Annotated in this window: 28 protein-coding genes; 26 read left to right on the top strand and 2 right to left on the bottom strand. The window is 36.9% G+C overall.

Features of this window, described 5'->3' with window-relative positions; genetic code table 11:
* Positions 1–16: 16 nt before the first annotated feature.
* The 9 genes from AC4HCY_RS06040 to AC4HCY_RS06080 all read left to right on the top strand — a co-directional run bounded on the left by AC4HCY_RS06040 (position 17) and on the right by AC4HCY_RS06080 (position 5,204).
* Positions 17–163, top strand: a complete 147-nt coding sequence (locus AC4HCY_RS06040) for a hypothetical protein (RefSeq protein ID WP_491095567.1) — start codon at positions 17–19, stop codon at positions 161–163.
* Entirely contained in the window at positions 156–374 is a 219-nt protein-coding gene (locus AC4HCY_RS06045; protein ID WP_491095568.1) for a hypothetical protein, read from the top strand. Before AC4HCY_RS06040 ends, AC4HCY_RS06045 begins: the two co-directional genes overlap by 8 nt.
* Before the next feature lie 20 nt (positions 375–394).
* Positions 395–1,012 (top strand): hypothetical protein, encoded by a 618-nt coding sequence (locus tag AC4HCY_RS06050; RefSeq protein WP_491095569.1) that lies wholly within the window; start codon positions 395–397, stop codon positions 1,010–1,012.
* A 22-nt stretch (positions 1,013–1,034) separates the two neighbouring features.
* On the top strand, positions 1,035–1,502 hold the full coding sequence (locus AC4HCY_RS06055; protein WP_491095570.1) for a hypothetical protein: 468 nt from the start codon (positions 1,035–1,037) through the stop codon (positions 1,500–1,502).
* A gap of 141 nt (positions 1,503–1,643) precedes the next feature.
* Positions 1,644–2,444: a replication protein gene (locus tag AC4HCY_RS06060; protein ID WP_491095571.1), complete on the top strand. Its 801-nt coding sequence runs from the start codon at positions 1,644–1,646 to the stop codon at positions 2,442–2,444.
* The gene (locus AC4HCY_RS06065) at positions 2,431–4,275 is read left to right on the top strand and encodes a DnaB-like helicase C-terminal domain-containing protein (RefSeq protein ID WP_491095572.1); all 1,845 of its coding nucleotides are present in this window, start codon (positions 2,431–2,433) and stop codon (positions 4,273–4,275) included. The genes AC4HCY_RS06060 and AC4HCY_RS06065 overlap by 14 nt, the downstream gene beginning before the upstream one ends.
* 24 nt (positions 4,276–4,299) lie before the next feature.
* Positions 4,300–4,440: a hypothetical protein gene (locus AC4HCY_RS06070; RefSeq protein WP_491095573.1), complete on the top strand. Its 141-nt coding sequence runs from the start codon at positions 4,300–4,302 to the stop codon at positions 4,438–4,440.
* Positions 4,441–4,485: 45 nt separating this feature from the next.
* Positions 4,486–4,722, top strand: coding sequence for a hypothetical protein (locus AC4HCY_RS06075; protein ID WP_491095574.1), 237 nt, complete (start codon positions 4,486–4,488; stop codon positions 4,720–4,722).
* Positions 4,723–4,757: 35 nt separating this feature from the next.
* A complete protein-coding gene (locus tag AC4HCY_RS06080) occupies positions 4,758–5,204 on the top strand; it encodes a DUF1492 domain-containing protein (RefSeq protein ID WP_491095575.1) in 447 nt (148 codons plus the stop codon).
* 234 nt (positions 5,205–5,438) lie between these two features.
* On the opposite strand, the gene AC4HCY_RS06085 is transcribed toward AC4HCY_RS06080, so the two are convergent.
* Entirely contained in the window at positions 5,439–5,855 is a 417-nt protein-coding gene (locus tag AC4HCY_RS06085; protein WP_491095576.1) for a type II toxin-antitoxin system HicB family antitoxin, read from the bottom strand.
* Positions 5,856–5,912: 57 nt separating this feature from the next.
* Positions 5,913–6,098 carry a type II toxin-antitoxin system HicA family toxin gene (locus tag AC4HCY_RS06090; protein ID WP_491095577.1) on the bottom strand — a complete coding sequence of 62 codons (186 nt, stop codon included), beginning with the start codon at positions 6,096–6,098 and terminating at the stop codon, positions 5,913–5,915.
* A gap of 268 nt (positions 6,099–6,366) precedes the next feature.
* On the opposite strand from AC4HCY_RS06090, the gene AC4HCY_RS06095 reads away from it, so the two are divergent.
* The 17 genes from AC4HCY_RS06095 (at position 6,367) to AC4HCY_RS06175 (ending at position 17,425) form a co-directional block, all read left to right on the top strand.
* On the top strand, positions 6,367–6,789 hold the full coding sequence (locus tag AC4HCY_RS06095; RefSeq protein ID WP_491095578.1) for a DUF1492 domain-containing protein: 423 nt from the start codon (positions 6,367–6,369) through the stop codon (positions 6,787–6,789).
* A gap of 203 nt (positions 6,790–6,992) precedes the next feature.
* Positions 6,993–7,529: a hypothetical protein gene (locus tag AC4HCY_RS06100; protein ID WP_491095579.1), complete on the top strand. Its 537-nt coding sequence runs from the start codon at positions 6,993–6,995 to the stop codon at positions 7,527–7,529.
* 115 nt (positions 7,530–7,644) lie between these two features.
* Positions 7,645–8,157 carry a terminase small subunit gene (locus AC4HCY_RS06105; protein ID WP_491095580.1) on the top strand — a complete coding sequence of 171 codons (513 nt, stop codon included), beginning with the start codon at positions 7,645–7,647 and terminating at the stop codon, positions 8,155–8,157.
* A gap of 4 nt (positions 8,158–8,161) precedes the next feature.
* Entirely contained in the window at positions 8,162–9,538 is a 1,377-nt protein-coding gene (locus tag AC4HCY_RS06110; protein WP_491095581.1) for a terminase, read from the top strand.
* Between the two features lie 3 nt (positions 9,539–9,541).
* Positions 9,542–11,023, top strand: coding sequence for a capsid protein (locus AC4HCY_RS06115; RefSeq protein WP_491095582.1), 1,482 nt, complete (start codon positions 9,542–9,544; stop codon positions 11,021–11,023).
* Positions 11,013–12,632, top strand: a complete 1,620-nt coding sequence (locus AC4HCY_RS06120) for a phage minor capsid protein (protein WP_491095583.1) — start codon at positions 11,013–11,015, stop codon at positions 12,630–12,632. The genes AC4HCY_RS06115 and AC4HCY_RS06120 overlap by 11 nt, the downstream gene beginning before the upstream one ends.
* 5 nt (positions 12,633–12,637) lie before the next feature.
* Entirely contained in the window at positions 12,638–12,958 is a 321-nt protein-coding gene (locus AC4HCY_RS06125) for a hypothetical protein (RefSeq protein WP_491095584.1), read from the top strand.
* Between the two features lie 130 nt (positions 12,959–13,088).
* The gene (locus tag AC4HCY_RS06130) at positions 13,089–13,679 is read left to right on the top strand and encodes a phage scaffolding protein (RefSeq protein WP_491095585.1); all 591 of its coding nucleotides are present in this window, start codon (positions 13,089–13,091) and stop codon (positions 13,677–13,679) included.
* Between the two features lie 20 nt (positions 13,680–13,699).
* Positions 13,700–14,581, top strand: a complete 882-nt coding sequence (locus tag AC4HCY_RS06135) for a capsid protein (protein WP_491095586.1) — start codon at positions 13,700–13,702, stop codon at positions 14,579–14,581.
* Between the two features lie 11 nt (positions 14,582–14,592).
* A complete protein-coding gene (locus tag AC4HCY_RS06140) occupies positions 14,593–14,820 on the top strand; it encodes a hypothetical protein (protein WP_491095587.1) in 228 nt (75 codons plus the stop codon).
* 32 nt (positions 14,821–14,852) lie between these two features.
* Positions 14,853–15,218, top strand: a complete 366-nt coding sequence (locus AC4HCY_RS06145; RefSeq protein WP_491095588.1) for a head-tail connector protein — start codon at positions 14,853–14,855, stop codon at positions 15,216–15,218.
* 1 nt (position 15,219) lies between these two features.
* On the top strand, positions 15,220–15,537 hold the full coding sequence (locus AC4HCY_RS06150; RefSeq protein ID WP_491095589.1) for a hypothetical protein: 318 nt from the start codon (positions 15,220–15,222) through the stop codon (positions 15,535–15,537).
* Positions 15,537–15,914 carry a minor capsid protein gene (locus AC4HCY_RS06155; protein ID WP_491095590.1) on the top strand — a complete coding sequence of 126 codons (378 nt, stop codon included), beginning with the start codon at positions 15,537–15,539 and terminating at the stop codon, positions 15,912–15,914. The genes AC4HCY_RS06150 and AC4HCY_RS06155 overlap by 1 nt, the downstream gene beginning before the upstream one ends.
* A complete protein-coding gene (locus tag AC4HCY_RS06160; protein WP_491095591.1) occupies positions 15,911–16,300 on the top strand; it encodes a phage tail terminator protein in 390 nt (129 codons plus the stop codon). Before AC4HCY_RS06155 ends, AC4HCY_RS06160 begins: the two co-directional genes overlap by 4 nt.
* An 8-nt stretch (positions 16,301–16,308) precedes the next feature.
* Complete coding sequence (locus AC4HCY_RS06165; RefSeq protein WP_491095592.1) at positions 16,309–16,761, top strand: phage tail tube protein; 453 nt, start codon at positions 16,309–16,311, stop codon at positions 16,759–16,761.
* A gap of 3 nt (positions 16,762–16,764) precedes the next feature.
* Positions 16,765–17,091 (top strand): hypothetical protein, encoded by a 327-nt coding sequence (locus AC4HCY_RS06170; RefSeq protein WP_491095593.1) that lies wholly within the window; start codon positions 16,765–16,767, stop codon positions 17,089–17,091.
* Positions 17,048–17,425: a Gp15 family bacteriophage protein gene (locus tag AC4HCY_RS06175; RefSeq protein ID WP_491095594.1), complete on the top strand. Its 378-nt coding sequence runs from the start codon at positions 17,048–17,050 to the stop codon at positions 17,423–17,425. Before AC4HCY_RS06170 ends, AC4HCY_RS06175 begins: the two co-directional genes overlap by 44 nt.
* Positions 17,426–17,471: the final 46 nt, after the last annotated feature.

Below are 17,471 nucleotides of genomic sequence, written 5' to 3' on the forward strand. Positions count from 1 at the left end.
GGAGCGTGATATATAAATGAATAAGTGGGTTATATATGAAATGTTAAAAGGGAACAGGATCCCGGATAACGTAGCTGAAGTAATAGAGAAAACGGATACAAAGGAACTCAAGGAAGCCGTAATTGAGTATTTATTAGTAAAGAAGCGTGGCTTATATGACTGATGTCTTAAAGGCTAATTACAATAAATTGCTCAAAAGGTGGAATGATGGTACAGAATATTTAGAGAATAAAGCAACCCCGGAGCAGATTGATAAGTGGCTTCCTGAGTATGAACTGATCTTAAAGCAGCGCAATGCTTTGTGCATGGAAATATGGCAGCAAACAGGAATTAAGCCGACAATAGAGGAATTTGAGAACGGATTTACGGTGTAGATCCGGGGAAGGGGAATAATGTGAAGAAACATGATTTGCATGATTCTTATGAAAAGGCATTTTATAGAATTCTCAAAGCATCAAATGACGACCATATCCAAGATGAAGATCTGATGGCAAGTATCAGAAAATTAATATATTACGGAGTTAATGCAGTAAATTCAAGAGAAAAATCTAACATAATAATACAAGGTGAAGCGGAGTACAATTTTCAATTCGCCGAATCCATAAAGGCTTTTATGGGCAGCCTTACACCAAAAGAATTTATGACTATCTTTCCAATAGATAAGGTTTACGATGGCCGTAAATGCGGATTCAAGGATTATTTTAGCACGATGGAATACATAAATACCCTTGAACAAGATAAGCCAATCGGAGGAGAAATTGAAAATTTCTTATGGGAATACATGAATTCAACGATACACATTTTTCTGGTTAACCTATTTGGATGTGTTGACGACCTAAGAAGGCTGCAAGGACAGCCTGGGATGATGGAAGAATTTTGTGAAATGAATGGCATAGAGACATATACAAAGCATTTCTATGGGAGCGGTAAAGAATATCTTTTAAATAATAGAACAGGAAAAACGGTCAAGCTTGAAAAACCAAGGCCTAAGCACATTAAAGTCTTAAGGTGAATTAAAGAAGGGGGACTCTATTATGAGTATTTTAAGTATGGATGTAATATGCGAAATATTAAAGAATAACGAGGACAAGGCAAAGGAAATGAGCCCATTGATGTTCAAAATTGTAAAGACGAAAAATTTCAAGGATATAGAGCATATAGTGAGTGAAATAGAGCTGGATATTGCAAATGAAAACTTTGATCATATCAGCACGGATCATTTTGATACGTTAATCGACTTTTGCCGCAATCATGCTTCAGAAGCAAAATTTTATAAAGAGATAGAGGAAGTAAAGAAAATAGTCGATAAGCTCAGATGGCTAAAAAAGAGATACCTTTGGGTTAAACTGAACAGTAATGTCATTGCGGCTGCAAAAGAAGTAGAAGCGTACTTACCGGATGATAAAAAAAGGCTTGCATGGATAATTGATGATTTATATTTAGGATTTTTATGTGAGAGCAATGTTGATTTTGATGGGAACTTGTTTATGTTTGATTATTAAGCTTTGCAAGGGATAAGGTGGGATCATTTATCTCTTCTTTATTCCTTGCCCAAATACAATCTTCTCAAAATTTTGAGTTATTATTTACAAGGGTTATATCTCCCTGTAGAAAATACAGAACCGGGGGAGGTGACAAGGCACATGGCCTCACCACAAAAAGAAAACGGATATACAGCTATAGCGAATGAAATTTTAGAGAAGGTTATGGCAACGCCTTTTATAGCAACACATTTAAAAATAATCTTAGTTTGCTGGAGATATTCATATGGATTCAATAAAAAGGATGCCGCGTTATCAGAGTCATTCATTGCTAATGCAACCGGAATAAGCAAGAGATATATTTCAAGTGAGCTAAAAACATTATTTGATTGCAATGTATTAAAAATAATAAAAGAAGCAAGTTATACTTCTTCAAGGGTAATCGCTTTTAACAAAAATTATGATGAATGGGAGTATGGAACCATAGTTCCACAGGTGAACCAGAATTCGACAGTAGAATCAGAGCATAGTACAACAGTAGAACCACAGTTCAGCACAACAGATGAACTGCAGTTCCACCAAAAAAGACAATATAAAGACAATATTAAAGACATATATATACTCATTTTTAATTACTGGAATTCTAAAAAGATTATTGTTCACAGGAAGCTAACTGATAAGCTTAAGCAGAGAATTAAAACAACCTTGGAAGATTACACAAAAGAAGAGGTTTATAAGGCTATAGATAATTACTCAGATATCATTAACGATGACAAATACTATTTTAGCTATAAGTGGACATTAAAAGATTTCTTGCAAAGAGGCCTAGAGAAGTTTCTTGATGATAGCTGCCATAGTAACTATTTAAAGCAAGAATATAAAGAGAAGAAGCAATTGGAGGGTATAAAGCCCAATCCGGAGTATCTGAGGATGAAGGAGATGCTCAATAATGGAAACAGCTAAAGAATATAAGCAACTATTAGGGACTAGAGCAAGAGATTTAATTGCATATGGCCTGAATCTAGAAAAGTATAAGCCTGCAAAAAATGAAGCATGTTGCCCTTTTCACAGAGAGAAAACTCCTTCATTCAAATGGGACCCCAAAAGGCTGCAATGGAAATGCTTTGGATGCGGCGAAACAATGGATATATACCGGTATCTGCAAGAATTCAGACATATGAGTTTTCTGGAAGCGGCAAAGGAATTAGCAAGTCTTACGGGGGGTGAGGTTAAATTGACGGTACAGAGACAGCCGGTTGAATATAAAAAGCCAAATATCAAAACCGAAGAGTTGAGTCATGGAGCGATTCAGTACATGGAAAAACGGAAAATATCAGCTCAAACTTTGAAAGACTGGAGGGTTAAGCAAAGGATATGGAATGATAAAGAGTGTTATGTCTTTCAATATTTTGATGAGAATAATGAATTGCAGTTTGTATCGTACCGGGAAGCTAGGAAAGACGGTTTTAAGGGTGGTTGTGAAAAGGACACGAAGCCAATTTTATGGGGTACATGGCATATCAATATTACAAAGCCAGTTGTAATTACAGAAGGGCAGCCTGATGCTATGGCGGTATGGGAAGCGGGATATAAAAATGTATGTTCAGTTCCTAGCGGTAGTAATAACATGACATGGATTGATAATTGCTGGGATTGGCTGCAAAAGCTTCAAGAGATTATTATATGGGCCGATAATGATGCCCCGGGCTTAAAGATGGCTAATGAATTGCAGGTTCGACTAGGTAAGTACAGGACAAAAATTATAACTCATAGAAGAAAAGATGCTAATGAAGTCTTGTATTTTGAAGGCAAAGAAGAAGTTTTAAGGCTTATAAATGATGCTATAAATCGTACTCCTGCCGGTATCCTTAATATGTCTCAGGTAGAGTATGTATGCGTAAAGGATAAAATTGATGAAGGGATTTCAACTGGTTTCCATAGACTTGACTATGTATTGGGAGACCTGCAGCCTGAGCAATTAACGGTATTATTTGGCCGCAATGGTGAAGGAAAGTCTACTGTTGTATCGCAAATTATTTGCAACTGCATTGATAATAAAGTTCCTATATTCCTATATTCCGGGGAAATGAGCACAAACAGGATCCTTAACTGGTTGTATAAACAGGCTATAGGGGATGAAAAAGAATATCTTGCATTCATAGAAACAAAATACAAAGTTAAAGCAGATATTAAGCCTGAAGCATTACAAGCATTAAGGCGATGGTCGTCAAATTTATTTTTTACATTTGATAAATCAGCAGCAAATGTACGCAAGAATATAAATGATTTGTTTGAGGTTATGGCTGTAGCCGTAAAGCGTTACGGTTGCAAACTCTTAATAATAGACAATCTCATGTCGGCATTAGAAGATATGGCTGATAGTATAAATGCTGATCAAAGCAACTTTGTGCAGCAGTGCAAGGATTTCGCAGAAAATTACCGAGTGCATATAATCCTTGTTGCTCATCCAAACAAGTTAAAAGGCAGGGGGCAACCATTAGAAAAAGAGGATATTAGCGGCAGTAACAATATTCCAAACAAGGCCGACGTGATAATAGCTGTGGAACGCCAATACAAAGAAGATAGAGATTGTGATGCGAAATTAAGGTTGTTAAAGGATAGAGAAGAGGGCAGATATACAGAGGTTAAGCTTATATTTCAAGACAGTACAAAAAGATTGCTGGAAATTGAGGGAGACAATACTAGGTTGATTAAGTATAAATGGAAACAGTTTCTATTACAAGAATCGCAAGATTGGCGTGAAGTAGAACCGCCAGAAGATTGCCCATTTTGATAAATTGTGATAAGGGGTGCTTAGATGATTAAGTTAATATGTCCTGAATGTTCGAGTGATGATGTGGACTATATAAACAAGGATATCGTTATAGACGATTGGTTTAAATGCAATGATTGTGATCACGAATTTACTTATCAAGACGCATGGTGGCAAAGCTTTTAAAGCAAGTTTAAGAGATTATTGGTATAAGAACAAGGAGGGTTATAGATGAAAATTAACTGGACGAAAGAATATGAGACCATTGAAAAGGACGATGCAGAAGTTTTTAGATACTGCATAGAATGTGTAAATGCCAATGCCTGTGCTAAAGAACTTAAGGCAGGAAAGGTATTATGTATAAGTCTATATACTGAGTTTATAGAAAATCCAGAGATTAAAGAACATCTTAAAAATGTATTAGGCGATATGGATGTAGACTCTCAGGAAGCAGAATTATATAAATGAGCAATACAAAGATGTAATGTAAGGGGATGAGTAAATTGGATTATATAAGAGAAGCAATAGAGTATTTAAAATCATACAATGATCTAGAGAAAGCAAGAGATAATTTATCAATTGAAATCCGGGAACTGAGGGCTAATACCGGAGAGAAATCCGTAAATCTTGATGGTATGCCTCATGGAAGTAATGGCTCAGGACTCAGCGATTATGTTGTCAATAATCTATATAAATTACAGATAGCCGAAAGAAATTATAAAGAGACAATACGATGTATGGCCAGGATAGATAGGATACTGGAGGAGCTGAACGAGGGAAAAAGAAATGAAATGCATGGACAGCTTTTGAGGATGTGGTTTATAGAAAACCGGTCAAAAGAATCAATCGCTGAAGCTTTAAATATTTCTGTAAGGCATATTTTTAGAATGAAGAATATAGCGATTAGAAGGCTTGCAATACAGCTATATGGTATAAGAGTTATAAAATAAATGTCATTTTCATGTCATTGTAGTAGCATATAGATATGGTATAATAGAGCCAAGGGCGGGGAGTGAAAATAATTCTCCGCCATAATCATTTTTTGATTGAAACCTTCTTCCCCGGCTGTTTTGTTTTAGGTTACCGCAGAAATGCAGGGGGTATAATGCTTCGTGTAGTAGGGGCGGGGGCTGAAGCGTTACAAGAAAAAAACACCCAGCAAGGGTGTTAATTTATATTGTTTATTAGTCTGTTTTTATATCGGCTATTCCAAGCTGTTCCTTAAGGGCAGCTTGAAGTACCTGTGAGAAATTAACATTTTTTTCTTCAGCTATTGTGTTTAACCATTGCGGGATAGTGAGGGTTTTTTTAACGGCTTTATTTCCGTATTTTTTTGAGTATTCATCAAGGTCAATACTTACAATACTCACGAAACCACTTTCGTATTCATCGGCGATAACGTTTTTAATGTCAGAGGCTTGAGGGATTTGTTGGTTATTTTCTACTGAATCCAACAGCCATCCAGATGCAGCATCGGTTGCCATATCCAAAGCCTCAGATAAGGTATCTCCTTCAGTAACGCAGCCGGGTAAGTCAGGGAAAATTACTGTATATCCACCTTCTTCGCAAGGGTAAAAGCAAGCAGGATAAATTAATTTCACTTTAAGGACCTCCTTATTTATTTTTATAGTATTTATTTATAATCCCCAAGCAGGGGCTTATTTTAACCCCGCTTGCTTGAGAATGGAATTTACTGTTTTGATTTTCAAGTCTTTGCCTGTGTGAAAAGGGATTGACACTTTTCCGGTTTTGGTTGGGTGTATGTAGTAGTAATGAGAACCTGTAGTATAAGAATATTGCCAACCATCTTTTTTAATAATTGCTTCTATTTCCCGGAATTTCATTGTTTCTTCATCTCCTTTCATTAGTTATATTATAACACGTATTACACGTATTGTAAAGAGATTATTTAAATTTTTTATAAAGATATTTAAAGCCAATAGTGCACCCGGCATCAGCAGGGCATGGACTAAATCTTTAATATGGTGGAAATATAATAGTCTGGTTTGGATTTACATGAAGATTGGAGTTAAGGCAAGATTAAAAGGTATTAAATTAAGGACTGGGGTGGCTTGAATGTAAGGGAATAAATACAAGTGAGGTGGAAGCCTGATGGGGATTATAGATAGAAAGACATATAAGAAGATAGAATATTATTTTTACAACTACTATGCAATCAGGAGAGAATTGCAGTATAGGAAAGAAGATATCATTGAAGAGGCAAGGCCGGCAGTAGGCGAATGGGGAGGCGGTATTAGTTATCATTCAGATCCGACAGCATCAAAAGCTATTAAGCTCTGCAAAGACAACATAATCGAGGATGAGAAGTGGGTTAGGGTAGTAGAGAGAACCGTTGCAAAATTCAATAATACAGGCAAGGGAAGGCTGCTTCAGAAGAAATATTTTGATGAGCTAGGGGAAATACAGATATGCAGGGAGTTGCATATAGAAAGGGCAACATATTTTAACTGGAGGACGGAGGTTATATTGTCGGCAGCGATTATAGCGGCTCAGGAAGGTTTATTAAAAGTCTAAGACTAATATAGGGCTTTTACATGGTATTATGATAGTAAGTATAGTTTCAAGCAGCCGGGATTGAGAATCTCCTCCTTCCCTGGCTGCTGTTATTTTGTCGAATAAAGTCAGATGATTAATGTAGGATTTCCTCTTTTCTTGGAGAAGTAGACAAGAGAGGGGAGGTATTAGCTATAGATATTAAATACAAAAAATACAGGTTATTGAAGCTATATAAAAAATACTTTAATTCGACTGCCAACATCAATATTGCAGATAAAGATTTTAAGAAAAAATTTATAGAAAATATTGCACAAGAGTATAAAAAACAAATTAAATTGGCAACTGAGAAAAGCCAAAATTATCTGACGAAAGAAAAAATATATTTAAAATGTAAACTTCCTACACTAAAAAACGCAGAACCTACTATTAGATGTTTAACAAATATTACAACTGCTATGTCATCATATATAATATTTTTTTTTGGAACATTGCTAAATGTAAATATTATGTTTTCTAATAGCGTATTTAACAAAATTGATATAGATGAAAATGCGACTAGAGCGTTAGGAAAATCAATTCCTGTGATTTGGAGCGATGCAATTTATAGCATAATTCGAGTGACATTGACTTGTGTGATACTTTTCATAATTATATCATGGGCTCTTGAAAAATTCATTAAACTAGAAGAAGGGCTTGATATTCAGTTCTATAGTTTATGTTATGAAATAATATGTTCTATTGAAGAAGGAGAATTATAAGCAAAAGCCAATAATATAAGATGATATGATTCTTTTTCATATAAGACTGTTTATATATTTGTAGAGCCAACCGGCTCTTTTTTCTTTCCAAAACAACATAAAAGGAGGTGGCATTGTGGCCAGATTAACAGCAAAGCAGAAAAGATTTATAGAAGAGTATTTAATAGACCTTAATGCCACTCAAGCGGCAATTAGGGCAGGATATAGTCCTGATACGGCTTATTCTATTGGAAGTGAAAACTTGAAGAAACCTGATATTCGCGCGCGTGTAGATAAAGCCATGGCAGAGAGGTCAAAACGTACTGGAATAAACGCGGATAGGATAATAATAGAGCTTGCAAGGATAGGGCTACTCAATCCTGATAAGGTCGTTAACTTTAATTCTGCAACAGTAAAAGATGAAGCAACGGAAGATGATCTGTCAGCTATTGCATCGGTGAAAGTAAAAACGATTCCTACAGAGGATGGAGACATTATAGAGAGGGAAGTCAAATTTTACGATAAAATAAAAGCTCTAGAATTATTAGGTAAACATAATGGAATGTTCAAGGATAAAGTGGAAGTAAGCGGAGAGCTTGATACTGGCCTTAATAAATTAAATTCTATATTAGAGCAGCTAAAGGAATGATAGTATGAGTGAAGGATTCTTGCTATCGGAGAAATACAAAGCCTTTCTTAAACACAATGCCCCGATAGAATTTCTTGAAGGGACCACTGCAGCTGGTAAAACAACAGTAGGAATATTCAAATTCATGCTTAAGGTTGCCCAATCTCCAAAGAAGATCCATATACTTTCTGGATTGGATTTAGGAACCATAGAGAAAAACATTATAAACAAAGACCTAGGAGTATTAGATATATTTGGTCCATTGGTCGAATACAATGCAAGCGGTAAAGGGAAGCATTCATTACCTCATATACTTTATCGTACAGTCTCAGGAGAGAAGATTATATATGTATTAGGCTATGATAATAAAACCAGGTGGAAAAAAGCTCTAGGAGGCCAATATGGATGCCTGTACATAGATGAGATCAACATAGCCGATATGGAGTATGTAAGAGAAGCTTCGATGCGATGTGATTATTTATTAGCAACATTGAATCCGGATGACCCAAATTTGCCGGTTTACAAAGAATATATTAACCATAGCCGGCCATTGCCGGAATATAAGGAAGATGCTCCCGCTGAAATAAATAATATGCTAAATGAAGAACCAAAGCCCGGATGGGTACATTGGTTCTTTTCTTTTATTCACAATGCAGGGCTAACAGAAGAGAAAAAACAGCAGATTATAATGAATGTACCTAAAGGCACCAAGCTATATAAGAATAAGATCCAAGGGCTTAGGGGTAGGGCTACAGGATTGATATTCCCGAACTTTACTAGAAAGACCAATGTCCGGTCCACTGAATGGCTTAAAAAGAGAATGGCCGACAAGAAGGATCCTTTGAAGTTTGTTCATTTTAGCTGTGGTGTAGATACAGCATACTCACAAGAAAGCCCTGATACTATTAGCTTTATATATCAAGGAATAACTGATAAAGGACAGCTTATTATCCTAGATGAAGAGGTATACAACAATGCTAGTCTAGAGATTCCATTAGCCCCTTCTGATATTCCTCCAAGGCTTACAGCTTTTCTAGAGAGGAATAGAAAGAAATGGGGATTTGCTAGGGATGTTTTCATCGACAATGCAGACCAGGCAACTATAACGGAACTAAAGAAATATAAAAGACAACATGGGTGCGTATATAATTTCTTAAATGCTTATAAGAAGATAGAAATAATAGATAGGATTCATCTGCAGCTTGGCTGGATTAATGTTAGTGAAATCAAGATAGAAGCTGATTATATTGTATTAGATCATTGCATTAACCATATAGCGGAATTAGAGGCTTATAGCTGGAAGGAAGATAAGTATGAGCCTGAGGATGCAAACGATCATACTATAAACGCTTCTCAATATGGCTGGATACCGTTTAGAACTAAGATAGGAGTAGGAGGTTAAATCATGGGATTAAAAGAGGTGATAAGGAATATGGTAATGAAGGCTTTAAATATAGTACCAGCAACAGATAATTCTATATCCATAAAGGAGCCATTAAGCCATGCCGGCACTGTATTAAGAAATAGAATATGGTACAGGGGAGATCCTTCAGAGTTGGATCAGTTTTTTAAACAGACTGCTCAGGATGATGTAGGTAAATCTAGGTTTTGGGCTGCAGTGCCCAGTGCTGATTCAAGCATAAGGAAATTCCATAGTGGCCTACCTGGAGAGATTGTAGACAAATTAGCTGATATAGTTATATCCGACCTGGATAATATTGAGTTAACAGAGCAGGACCTATGGACTGAAATATCGAGTGAAAACAAATTCAATGATGATCTATTGGGAGATGCCATTAAAGATGCACTCATAGAAGGAGATGGAGCTTTTAAGCTCAGTATAGATGAAGAAATATCCGAATATCCCATCATAGAGTTTTATAGTGGATCTGATGTAGACTACACCTATAAAAGAGGCAGACTCCAAGAGATTAAGTTTTATGCGTACTACACCCACGATAAAGAAACCTATAGGCTTGAAGAGATATATGGCAAGGGCTATATAGACTATAAGCTATATGATAAAAACAATAAAGAGGTACCTCTTTCAAAAGTCCCTGAAATTAGTCACCTGAGTAAAATAATATTCTCAGGTGATTTTATTATGGCCGTATCCATGAAATTCTTTAAGTCTGCTAAGTTCAATAACAGGGGCAATTCCATATTTGAAAGGAAATCAGATAACTTTGATGCCCTGGATGAAGTTATATCTCAATGGATAGATGCTATAAGGGCCGGAAGGGTTAAAAATTACATACCTGAGGACCTAGTACCTAAGAATCCGGATACAGGAGCAGTAATGAGGCCCAATCCTTTTGATAATCAGTTTATAAAGATTGGCTCATCATTAAAAGAGGAATCTAAGGACCAGATAGACCAGATACAAGCTGAAATAAACTATGAAGCATTTGTCCAATCCTATGCTAGTACTCTGGATATGTGCCTGCAGGGGATTATATCACCCAGCACCTTAGGAATTGACCTTAAGAAGACAGACAACGCAGAGGCGCAAAGGGAAAAGGAAAAGACTACTCTATACACCAGGGGAAAGATACTAGATGTATTAAATGAAGTTATACCGTTACTGATAGACATAACCCTCAAGGTGTATGACACTATGAAAAGCAGGACCCCGGGAGAGTACCAGAAAAATATCACCGTCACATTTGGGGAATATGCAAGCCCTGATTTTGACAGCACTGTAGAAGTTGTAGGAAAAGCTAAGTCTTATGGCATTATGAGCTTAGAGCAATGCATTGAAGAACTATACGGAGATACCTGGACGGATGAGGAGAAGGCTCTGGAGGTTCAGCGAATTAAACAGGGCGATAGTGTAGTAGATGAGCCTGCAGCCAACATAGATGGTGTGATAGAAGATGAAGAATAAAGGCAAAAGCCCGGATTACGATATCCGGAAGATTTATGAGCAGATGGAACTTGATTTAATTGCTTCAATGAAGAGAAATCTATCCAGGCATGAGAAGGAAGAGCATAAAGTAGGATTTAAGTTTGAACAATGGCAGAGCGCTAAGCTAAGGGATTTAGAAAGGTTCAGAAGGGAAAATAGAAAGATAATAGATGAGTATGATGATAGGGTTAAGAACTCTATTCAGCAACTCCTGTTAAACACTTATAAAAAGGCGCAAGACAATGTCAATCGCTTTATAATGAGAATTAAAATCTTTATAAAGAAACTTACAAGCAAGCCAATTAGCGAAGCTTTCATTAAACTCCCTGGAGATTTAGAGCCTATTATAAAAGACATTGGAAGCTCTGACTTGCAGCCTATTAAAGAAACTATGGAAAGGGCCTTAGAAAATATCAGGATTTGGGAAGAGGCTCCAAGGCCCATTGATGATGTTTTCTTCAGGGGAAATGATAAAAAGTTCAATGCATTAGTTGAAGCCGTTGAGAATGATTTTAAAAATGCTAATGCGGCAGTCTTAAGGCGCATGGATGATATATATAGGCAGACAATATTTAAATCTCAGGTCTATTATAATCAAGGCGCTGTTAGTTTAGATAAAGCTATAGATATGGCCACAGAGAACTTCTTGGACAAAGGAATAGATGCCATCACTTACAAAGATGGCAAGAAGGTAAATATAGCCTCGTATGCTGAGATGGCTCTTAGAACAGCTAATCACAGGGCATATCTCATGGGTGAAGGGAAGAAAAGGCAAGAGATAGGCATACCGTTTGTAGTAGTATCAGCTCATGCTACTTCATGTGAACTGTGTGTACCATGGCAGGGGCTTATTTTAATCGATGATATTTACAGTGGTGGAGAGAAAGAAGATGGACCATATCCACTACTTAGTGAAGCAATGGAAAAAGGATTTCTTCATCCGAACTGTAGGCATAATCTCAGCACATACTTTCCTGGTATAACTACACTGCCAAAGATTCCTGATTCAGATAAAGCGTTAGAGAATTATGAGTATGAGCAGCAACAAAGGCATATAGAAAGACAGATAAGAAAGTATAAAAGGCTGAAAGAAGGTTCAATAAGTCCATATAATCAAGCAAAGTATGATGAAAAATTAAAAGAGTGGCAAGGTAGACAAAGAGATCACATGAAGGAAAACCTTCAACTTAGAAGGAATTACAGTAGAGAAAAGTTAAGAGTCAAAACGCCATTGACACCTGAAGAACAGAAAGTTAATATTAAGGTAGAGCCTAGGCAGTTTGGTAAAAAAGTTGGAAAACATGCTGAAGATTATGGATTAGATGTTACTAAAGCAGAGGATAGGACGAAGATGAATGACATCATAAATAATATAACTCAAAACCATAATGAAGTAAGGAAAGGTACTTGGAGAGGATTAGGTGGCAAAGACTTAGCCACAGGTAAACAGTTAGATGGCGAGGCTTGGTTCTTAATCAAGGATAATGATGTTATAGTGGTAAATAATAAGAATGAGTTTGTAACCATACTAAAAGAGGGCATAAATAACGAAAGGGTTAAAAACGCAGTATCCAAGAAAGGTAGGTGATATTTATGAGTGGTGAAAAGTTTAATAAATACTTTGAATTGATCCAGCAAGAAGCAGCAAAGCAGGATAAAAGATTCTTCATGGACACAGGAGAAGGAAGAGAACACATAACGGATGAAATGGAAATGGAAGATATATCGGGTTGGCTAGTCCCAGTTGAGTTGAAAGAAGAGTTTGCTGATTACTGGATGCTAGAGGGAAATCCTCATAACAATCTACCTGATAAATGGGATATCCCTTTTTATAGGTTTGCTTTATGGTCAATAGATGATATGGGAAAAGTACAAGTTGAATTTAAGGATTTTGGATTTTGGGATGTAAATTAACGAAGCACTTGCTAAGTAAAAATAGTAGGTGCTTTTATATTGCCCTTTTTTAAGTGTTGTAGGGCATAAAGAACAACGGTACTCCTAACAGGGAGCGACCTGTATAAATATGCTATTGGAGGAATGAATAATGGATTGGTTAAAAAAATTAATAGAGAAACACACAAAAGATGGGGTACTAGATGTTGAAGCACTTAATAAAGAAATTGCTTCAGAGTTTCCTAAACATGCAGTACCTAAGGAGCAATACAATACTCTAGCTGAAACCAAGACGAAGTTAGAAAATGACATCAAGGAAAGAGATCAACAGCTCGAAGATTTAAAGAAGGTAGATGCTGCAGGTTTACAAGCTGAGATTGAAAGACTTCAAGGAGAGAATAAGACAGCAAAAGAAACATATGAAAAAGAACTTAAAGACCTTCAACTTACCAATGCCATTAAATTGGCCATAAATGGCAAGGTACACGATGAAGATATAGTATCTCAATTAATTGACAAAGAAAAAGTTATTATTGGCAATGATGGTAAGATTGTTGGATTGGATGAACAAATAAGCTCTTTAAAAGAGGGTAAGGCTTTCTTATTTAAGGAAGAGACTGCAGATCCAAACAATAACCACAAGCCAGGATTTAAAAAGATAGGTATTGAGCAGCCAAACAATCCTGCTGCAATTGATGATCAAATAGCGGTTGCCTTTGGCAATACAACAGAACAAAAATAATCATGGAAAGAGGGATATAAATGGCAATAAATTACGCGGAACGATTTGAAAGACAGATAGAACAGCAATTTGCAAGAGAATTGACTTCTGCCGATATGGCAGCAAACAGAAGATATAACTTCATAGATGCACAGACAATCAGAGTGGCAACCGTAACTTTATCAGGATACAAGGATCACGCGAGAAATGGCTCTAAGAATAGAGGAACAGTAGGTAATACCTATCAATCTTTCTCCTTAACTCATGACAGAGATATAGAATTCTTTGTAGACGAGATGGATGTTGATGAGACTAACCAGGTATTATCAGCTGCAAACATTACAGCAGTATTCAATCAGGAGCATGCTATACCGGAGCTGGATGCATACAGATATTCCAAGCTGTATACTGAATTCAAGGCTAATGCTGGAGTAGTAAATACCAGCGCTTTAACAGAAGCAAATATATTGTCTGTGTTCGACAAGATGATGCAGGATATGGATGAAGCAGCAGTGCCTCAATCGGGAAGAATGTTAAAGGTTACTCCCCCAGTTTATACTATGCTGAAGAATGCTGAAAAGATTCAAAGAACTATCGATGTATCCGGCGGGGCTACTGGCATTAATCGTAATGTAAGGTCCTTGGATGAAGTTACTATTGTAACAGTTCCGTCCGACAGAATGAAAACTGCTTATGACTTCTCAGAAGGTTTTGTTCCTGCAGTGGGCGCAAAGCAAATAAGCATGATGCTATATCATACAACTGCAATATTAGCCCCTGTTAAGGTAGCAGATATATACCTTTGGAACAAAGGGGAAACTCCTGATTCTGCTTTCGGATACCTCTATCAAAATAGATCATACTCAGATCTATTTGTTATAAAAGCCAAGAAAGATGCTATAGCCATTAATGCTGAGGCATAGGAGGGATATATATGTTATATGCAATGAAGGGCAACAGACAATACAAGATTGAAGAAGATGAAAAGCAGAAGTTCATCGATAGGGGCTATAGGATAGCTGAATTAAAGGATGGCAAGCTGGCTTTTCAGGAAGTAGAAACAGAAGAATCAAAAGAGATCGCTAAGCTTAAGGCAGAAAATAAAGCCCTAAAAGCTGAACTGAAAACCTTAAAAGAATCTAAAAAGGAAGAGGGCAAATAGTCCTCTTCCTTCTTTGAAAGGAAGTGAGGACTATGGCCTATGTAGACTATGAATACTATTCCAATGTATTTAAAGGCAGCCTGGATGAAGATACGGCTACTAAACTTCTAGAAGAAGCCTCAGACCAAGTGGACCGGTTAACCTATGGCCGGATAAGAAAAAAAGGCTTTGAAAATCTCACAGAATATCAACAGGGACTGATTAAAAAAGCAGTGTGCTATCAAACAGATTTTATAAATTCCTATGGCGAATATCTTAATATGCCTTTAAGCGGTTTTAGTGCCGGTGATATATCTTTATCCTTCAACAAAGACAATCAAGGAGCCGGTGGAATAGTAGCCGATAAGAAGACATTAGATTATCTGGCCCAGACCGGGCTTTCTTCAAGGAGGTTATGATATGAAGCTTCCATTTCCAGATTGGTGCTTAGTAACAGATATTAAGGTTTATGTTGAAGAGAACACAGAGGATGGAGTAGAAGAAAAGTTAATATTTGATGGTAAATGTAACTTTTCAGAGAAGTCCAGGACTACCCTAAATGAACAAAAACAAGTAGTGGAATTGACAGGTAAAGCTCTATTCAAAGGCGATATTTACCCTGGAAAACAGATAAAGGGATATATTGAGTTAGACGGTATCAAAAGAACTATTTATCGGGCCAGAAAACCAAGAAATCCCGATGGTTCAATATTTTCTACAGAATTGGATCTGATGTGATGAAGGTAAAAGTAAATATAGAGCTTAACCAGGCCAATATCAAAAAGATACAAGATGCTATGGTGAAAGCCTTACCTCTCACAATGGATGAAATGAAAGCAGAATTAGGAAGAATGGAAGTAGTACCGAGAGAAACAGGTAATTTAGAATCTGATAATTCATCCACAGGAGTTGAGAATGGAGTAGGCTATATTAGTTACAATACGCCATACGCGAGGAGATTATATTATCATCCTGAGTACAATTTTAGGCAGGATAAAAACCCTAATGCTCAAGGCAGATGGATGGATGATTTTATTTATGGAGAAAAGAAAAATTGGTTATCTAAGACCTTTGGGAAGCTCCTAAAAATGTATTCAGGCGGGGTGATTAAGTGACTATAAGCGATTTCAAGGATTGGCTAAAAACAAGAGTAAGCTGCCCTAACTGGTTTGCCGGAGGTCTAAGGTCCACAAATGAAAAGGCTATAGTAATTTACAATGGCAAGGCTTTTACCAATACTATGGCTATAGGTGGGCTACAGAATAGCTCTTACAAGGGTAAGGGCATAAGGATATTAGTACATTGGAATAAGAATGTAAATGAAAGTGAGTTAAAAGCTCAGGAAGTATATAACTCTATAAACGGATTAACCAATGTAAAAATAGCAAACAAAAGAGTTATCCAGTTTAAGATGAGAGATCCGGAGCCTATTTATTTAGGAGTAGACAGCTCTGGAATTTATGAGTATGTGATCGATTTAGAAATAATACATGAAAGGTAGGTAATAATATGCCGAACTTAGGAGTATATCCAGTATTTGATTTGGATTTTAAAATCGGAACTAAAGGAAGAGCAAGTACTGAACAAGAGATGGCGGTTATAAAAGACATGGAAACCTTCTCCCCATCCATTGATGGCAATGTGGAGGAATGGACCCCAATGGATACAGAAGGTTGGGTTAGAAGACTTATGACTGGAAAGGGATTTACTATAGCCTTAAACGGTAAAAGACATGTAGGCGATCCAGGCAATGATTATGTAGCAGCTCTAGCATGGAAGAGTGGCTTAGAATGTTCGTCCAAAGCTGCAATAGTATTCCCGGACGGTGATAAGCTTGAATTTGACTGTATAGTCAATGTAACTACTCCATTTGGTGGAGATTCAACTAATGTGTCCGGGCTAGAATTGGAACTGCAGTCTGACGGTAAACCAAATTATGTAGCAGCAGGAGGAGGGGCATAATATATGAGTAAAGTAATTGATATATCTGCTAAGCTTACAAATGAGAGACCTAAGTTAAAATTAGCAGAGGATAAAATATATGAGATTGATGACAGGAAGAATACTATATTGCTATTAAATCAAAAGATGCAAGGCTCTGATATGAACGATTTGAATGCAATAGATGAAATGATAGGCGTTGTATTGGGTGAAAAGGCGGCAAAGGAAATAAACGACATGAACCTGCCTATAGTTGCTTATCAGTCTATTATGATAGCTATTATGGCCGCTGTAACCGGAGAGGAGTATGAGGTCGCCGAGGCCCGATTTCGCAGAGAGGCAGGTCTATAAAGAAGATTGGTATGACATGTACGAGGATTGGGGGCTTATAGAAGCCTCCTTTACCTCTCAGTATGGCATTAGACTAAGGAATGAGACTGATATGTCCTGGAGCGAATTCTGCACCCTTTTAGCTGGCATAATGCCAGAAACACCATTGGGGCAAGTGGTGTCAATCAGGTCCGAGAGTGATAAGGATATTCTAAAGAATTTCACCAAAGAACAGCACAAAATTAGGAATGAGTGGAGAAGCAGGACATATCAGGCTGCAGTAATGAATAAGGATGAGGCTGCTAAACAAGTAAAGATGTTTCAGGAGGCTATGAAGAAGGCTTTTGGGAAATAAAGGATTGAATGCCTTGGACATGTTTGGTAATATGAAATTAATCAAT

This window comes from Lutispora sp. QWL-02 (assembly GCF_058315355.1).

Coding starts and splice junctions, on each gene's coding strand:
- AC4HCY_RS06040 (WP_491095567.1), top strand. CDS start 17: ATGAATAAGTGGGTTATATATGAAATGTTAAAAGGGAACAGGATCCCG.
- AC4HCY_RS06045 (WP_491095568.1), top strand. CDS start 156: ATGACTGATGTCTTAAAGGCTAATTACAATAAATTGCTCAAAAGGTGG.
- AC4HCY_RS06055 (WP_491095570.1), top strand. CDS start 1,035: ATGAGTATTTTAAGTATGGATGTAATATGCGAAATATTAAAGAATAAC.
- AC4HCY_RS06060 (WP_491095571.1), top strand. CDS start 1,644: ATGGCCTCACCACAAAAAGAAAACGGATATACAGCTATAGCGAATGAA.
- AC4HCY_RS06065 (WP_491095572.1), top strand. CDS start 2,431: ATGGAAACAGCTAAAGAATATAAGCAACTATTAGGGACTAGAGCAAGA.
- AC4HCY_RS06070 (WP_491095573.1), top strand. CDS start 4,300: ATGATTAAGTTAATATGTCCTGAATGTTCGAGTGATGATGTGGACTAT.
- AC4HCY_RS06075 (WP_491095574.1), top strand. CDS start 4,486: ATGAAAATTAACTGGACGAAAGAATATGAGACCATTGAAAAGGACGAT.
- AC4HCY_RS06090 (WP_491095577.1), bottom strand. CDS start 6,098: ATGAAATTCCGGGAAATAGAAGCAATTATTAAAAAAGATGGTTGGCAA.
- AC4HCY_RS06095 (WP_491095578.1), top strand. CDS start 6,367: ATGGGGATTATAGATAGAAAGACATATAAGAAGATAGAATATTATTTT.
- AC4HCY_RS06110 (WP_491095581.1), top strand. CDS start 8,162: ATGAGTGAAGGATTCTTGCTATCGGAGAAATACAAAGCCTTTCTTAAA.
- AC4HCY_RS06115 (WP_491095582.1), top strand. CDS start 9,542: ATGGGATTAAAAGAGGTGATAAGGAATATGGTAATGAAGGCTTTAAAT.
- AC4HCY_RS06120 (WP_491095583.1), top strand. CDS start 11,013: ATGAAGAATAAAGGCAAAAGCCCGGATTACGATATCCGGAAGATTTAT.
- AC4HCY_RS06125 (WP_491095584.1), top strand. CDS start 12,638: ATGAGTGGTGAAAAGTTTAATAAATACTTTGAATTGATCCAGCAAGAA.
- AC4HCY_RS06130 (WP_491095585.1), top strand. CDS start 13,089: ATGGATTGGTTAAAAAAATTAATAGAGAAACACACAAAAGATGGGGTA.
- AC4HCY_RS06135 (WP_491095586.1), top strand. CDS start 13,700: ATGGCAATAAATTACGCGGAACGATTTGAAAGACAGATAGAACAGCAA.
- AC4HCY_RS06140 (WP_491095587.1), top strand. CDS start 14,593: ATGTTATATGCAATGAAGGGCAACAGACAATACAAGATTGAAGAAGAT.
- AC4HCY_RS06145 (WP_491095588.1), top strand. CDS start 14,853: ATGGCCTATGTAGACTATGAATACTATTCCAATGTATTTAAAGGCAGC.
- AC4HCY_RS06150 (WP_491095589.1), top strand. CDS start 15,220: ATGAAGCTTCCATTTCCAGATTGGTGCTTAGTAACAGATATTAAGGTT.
- AC4HCY_RS06155 (WP_491095590.1), top strand. CDS start 15,537: ATGAAGGTAAAAGTAAATATAGAGCTTAACCAGGCCAATATCAAAAAG.
- AC4HCY_RS06165 (WP_491095592.1), top strand. CDS start 16,309: ATGCCGAACTTAGGAGTATATCCAGTATTTGATTTGGATTTTAAAATC.
- AC4HCY_RS06170 (WP_491095593.1), top strand. CDS start 16,765: ATGAGTAAAGTAATTGATATATCTGCTAAGCTTACAAATGAGAGACCT.
- AC4HCY_RS06175 (WP_491095594.1), top strand. CDS start 17,048: ATGAGGTCGCCGAGGCCCGATTTCGCAGAGAGGCAGGTCTATAAAGAA.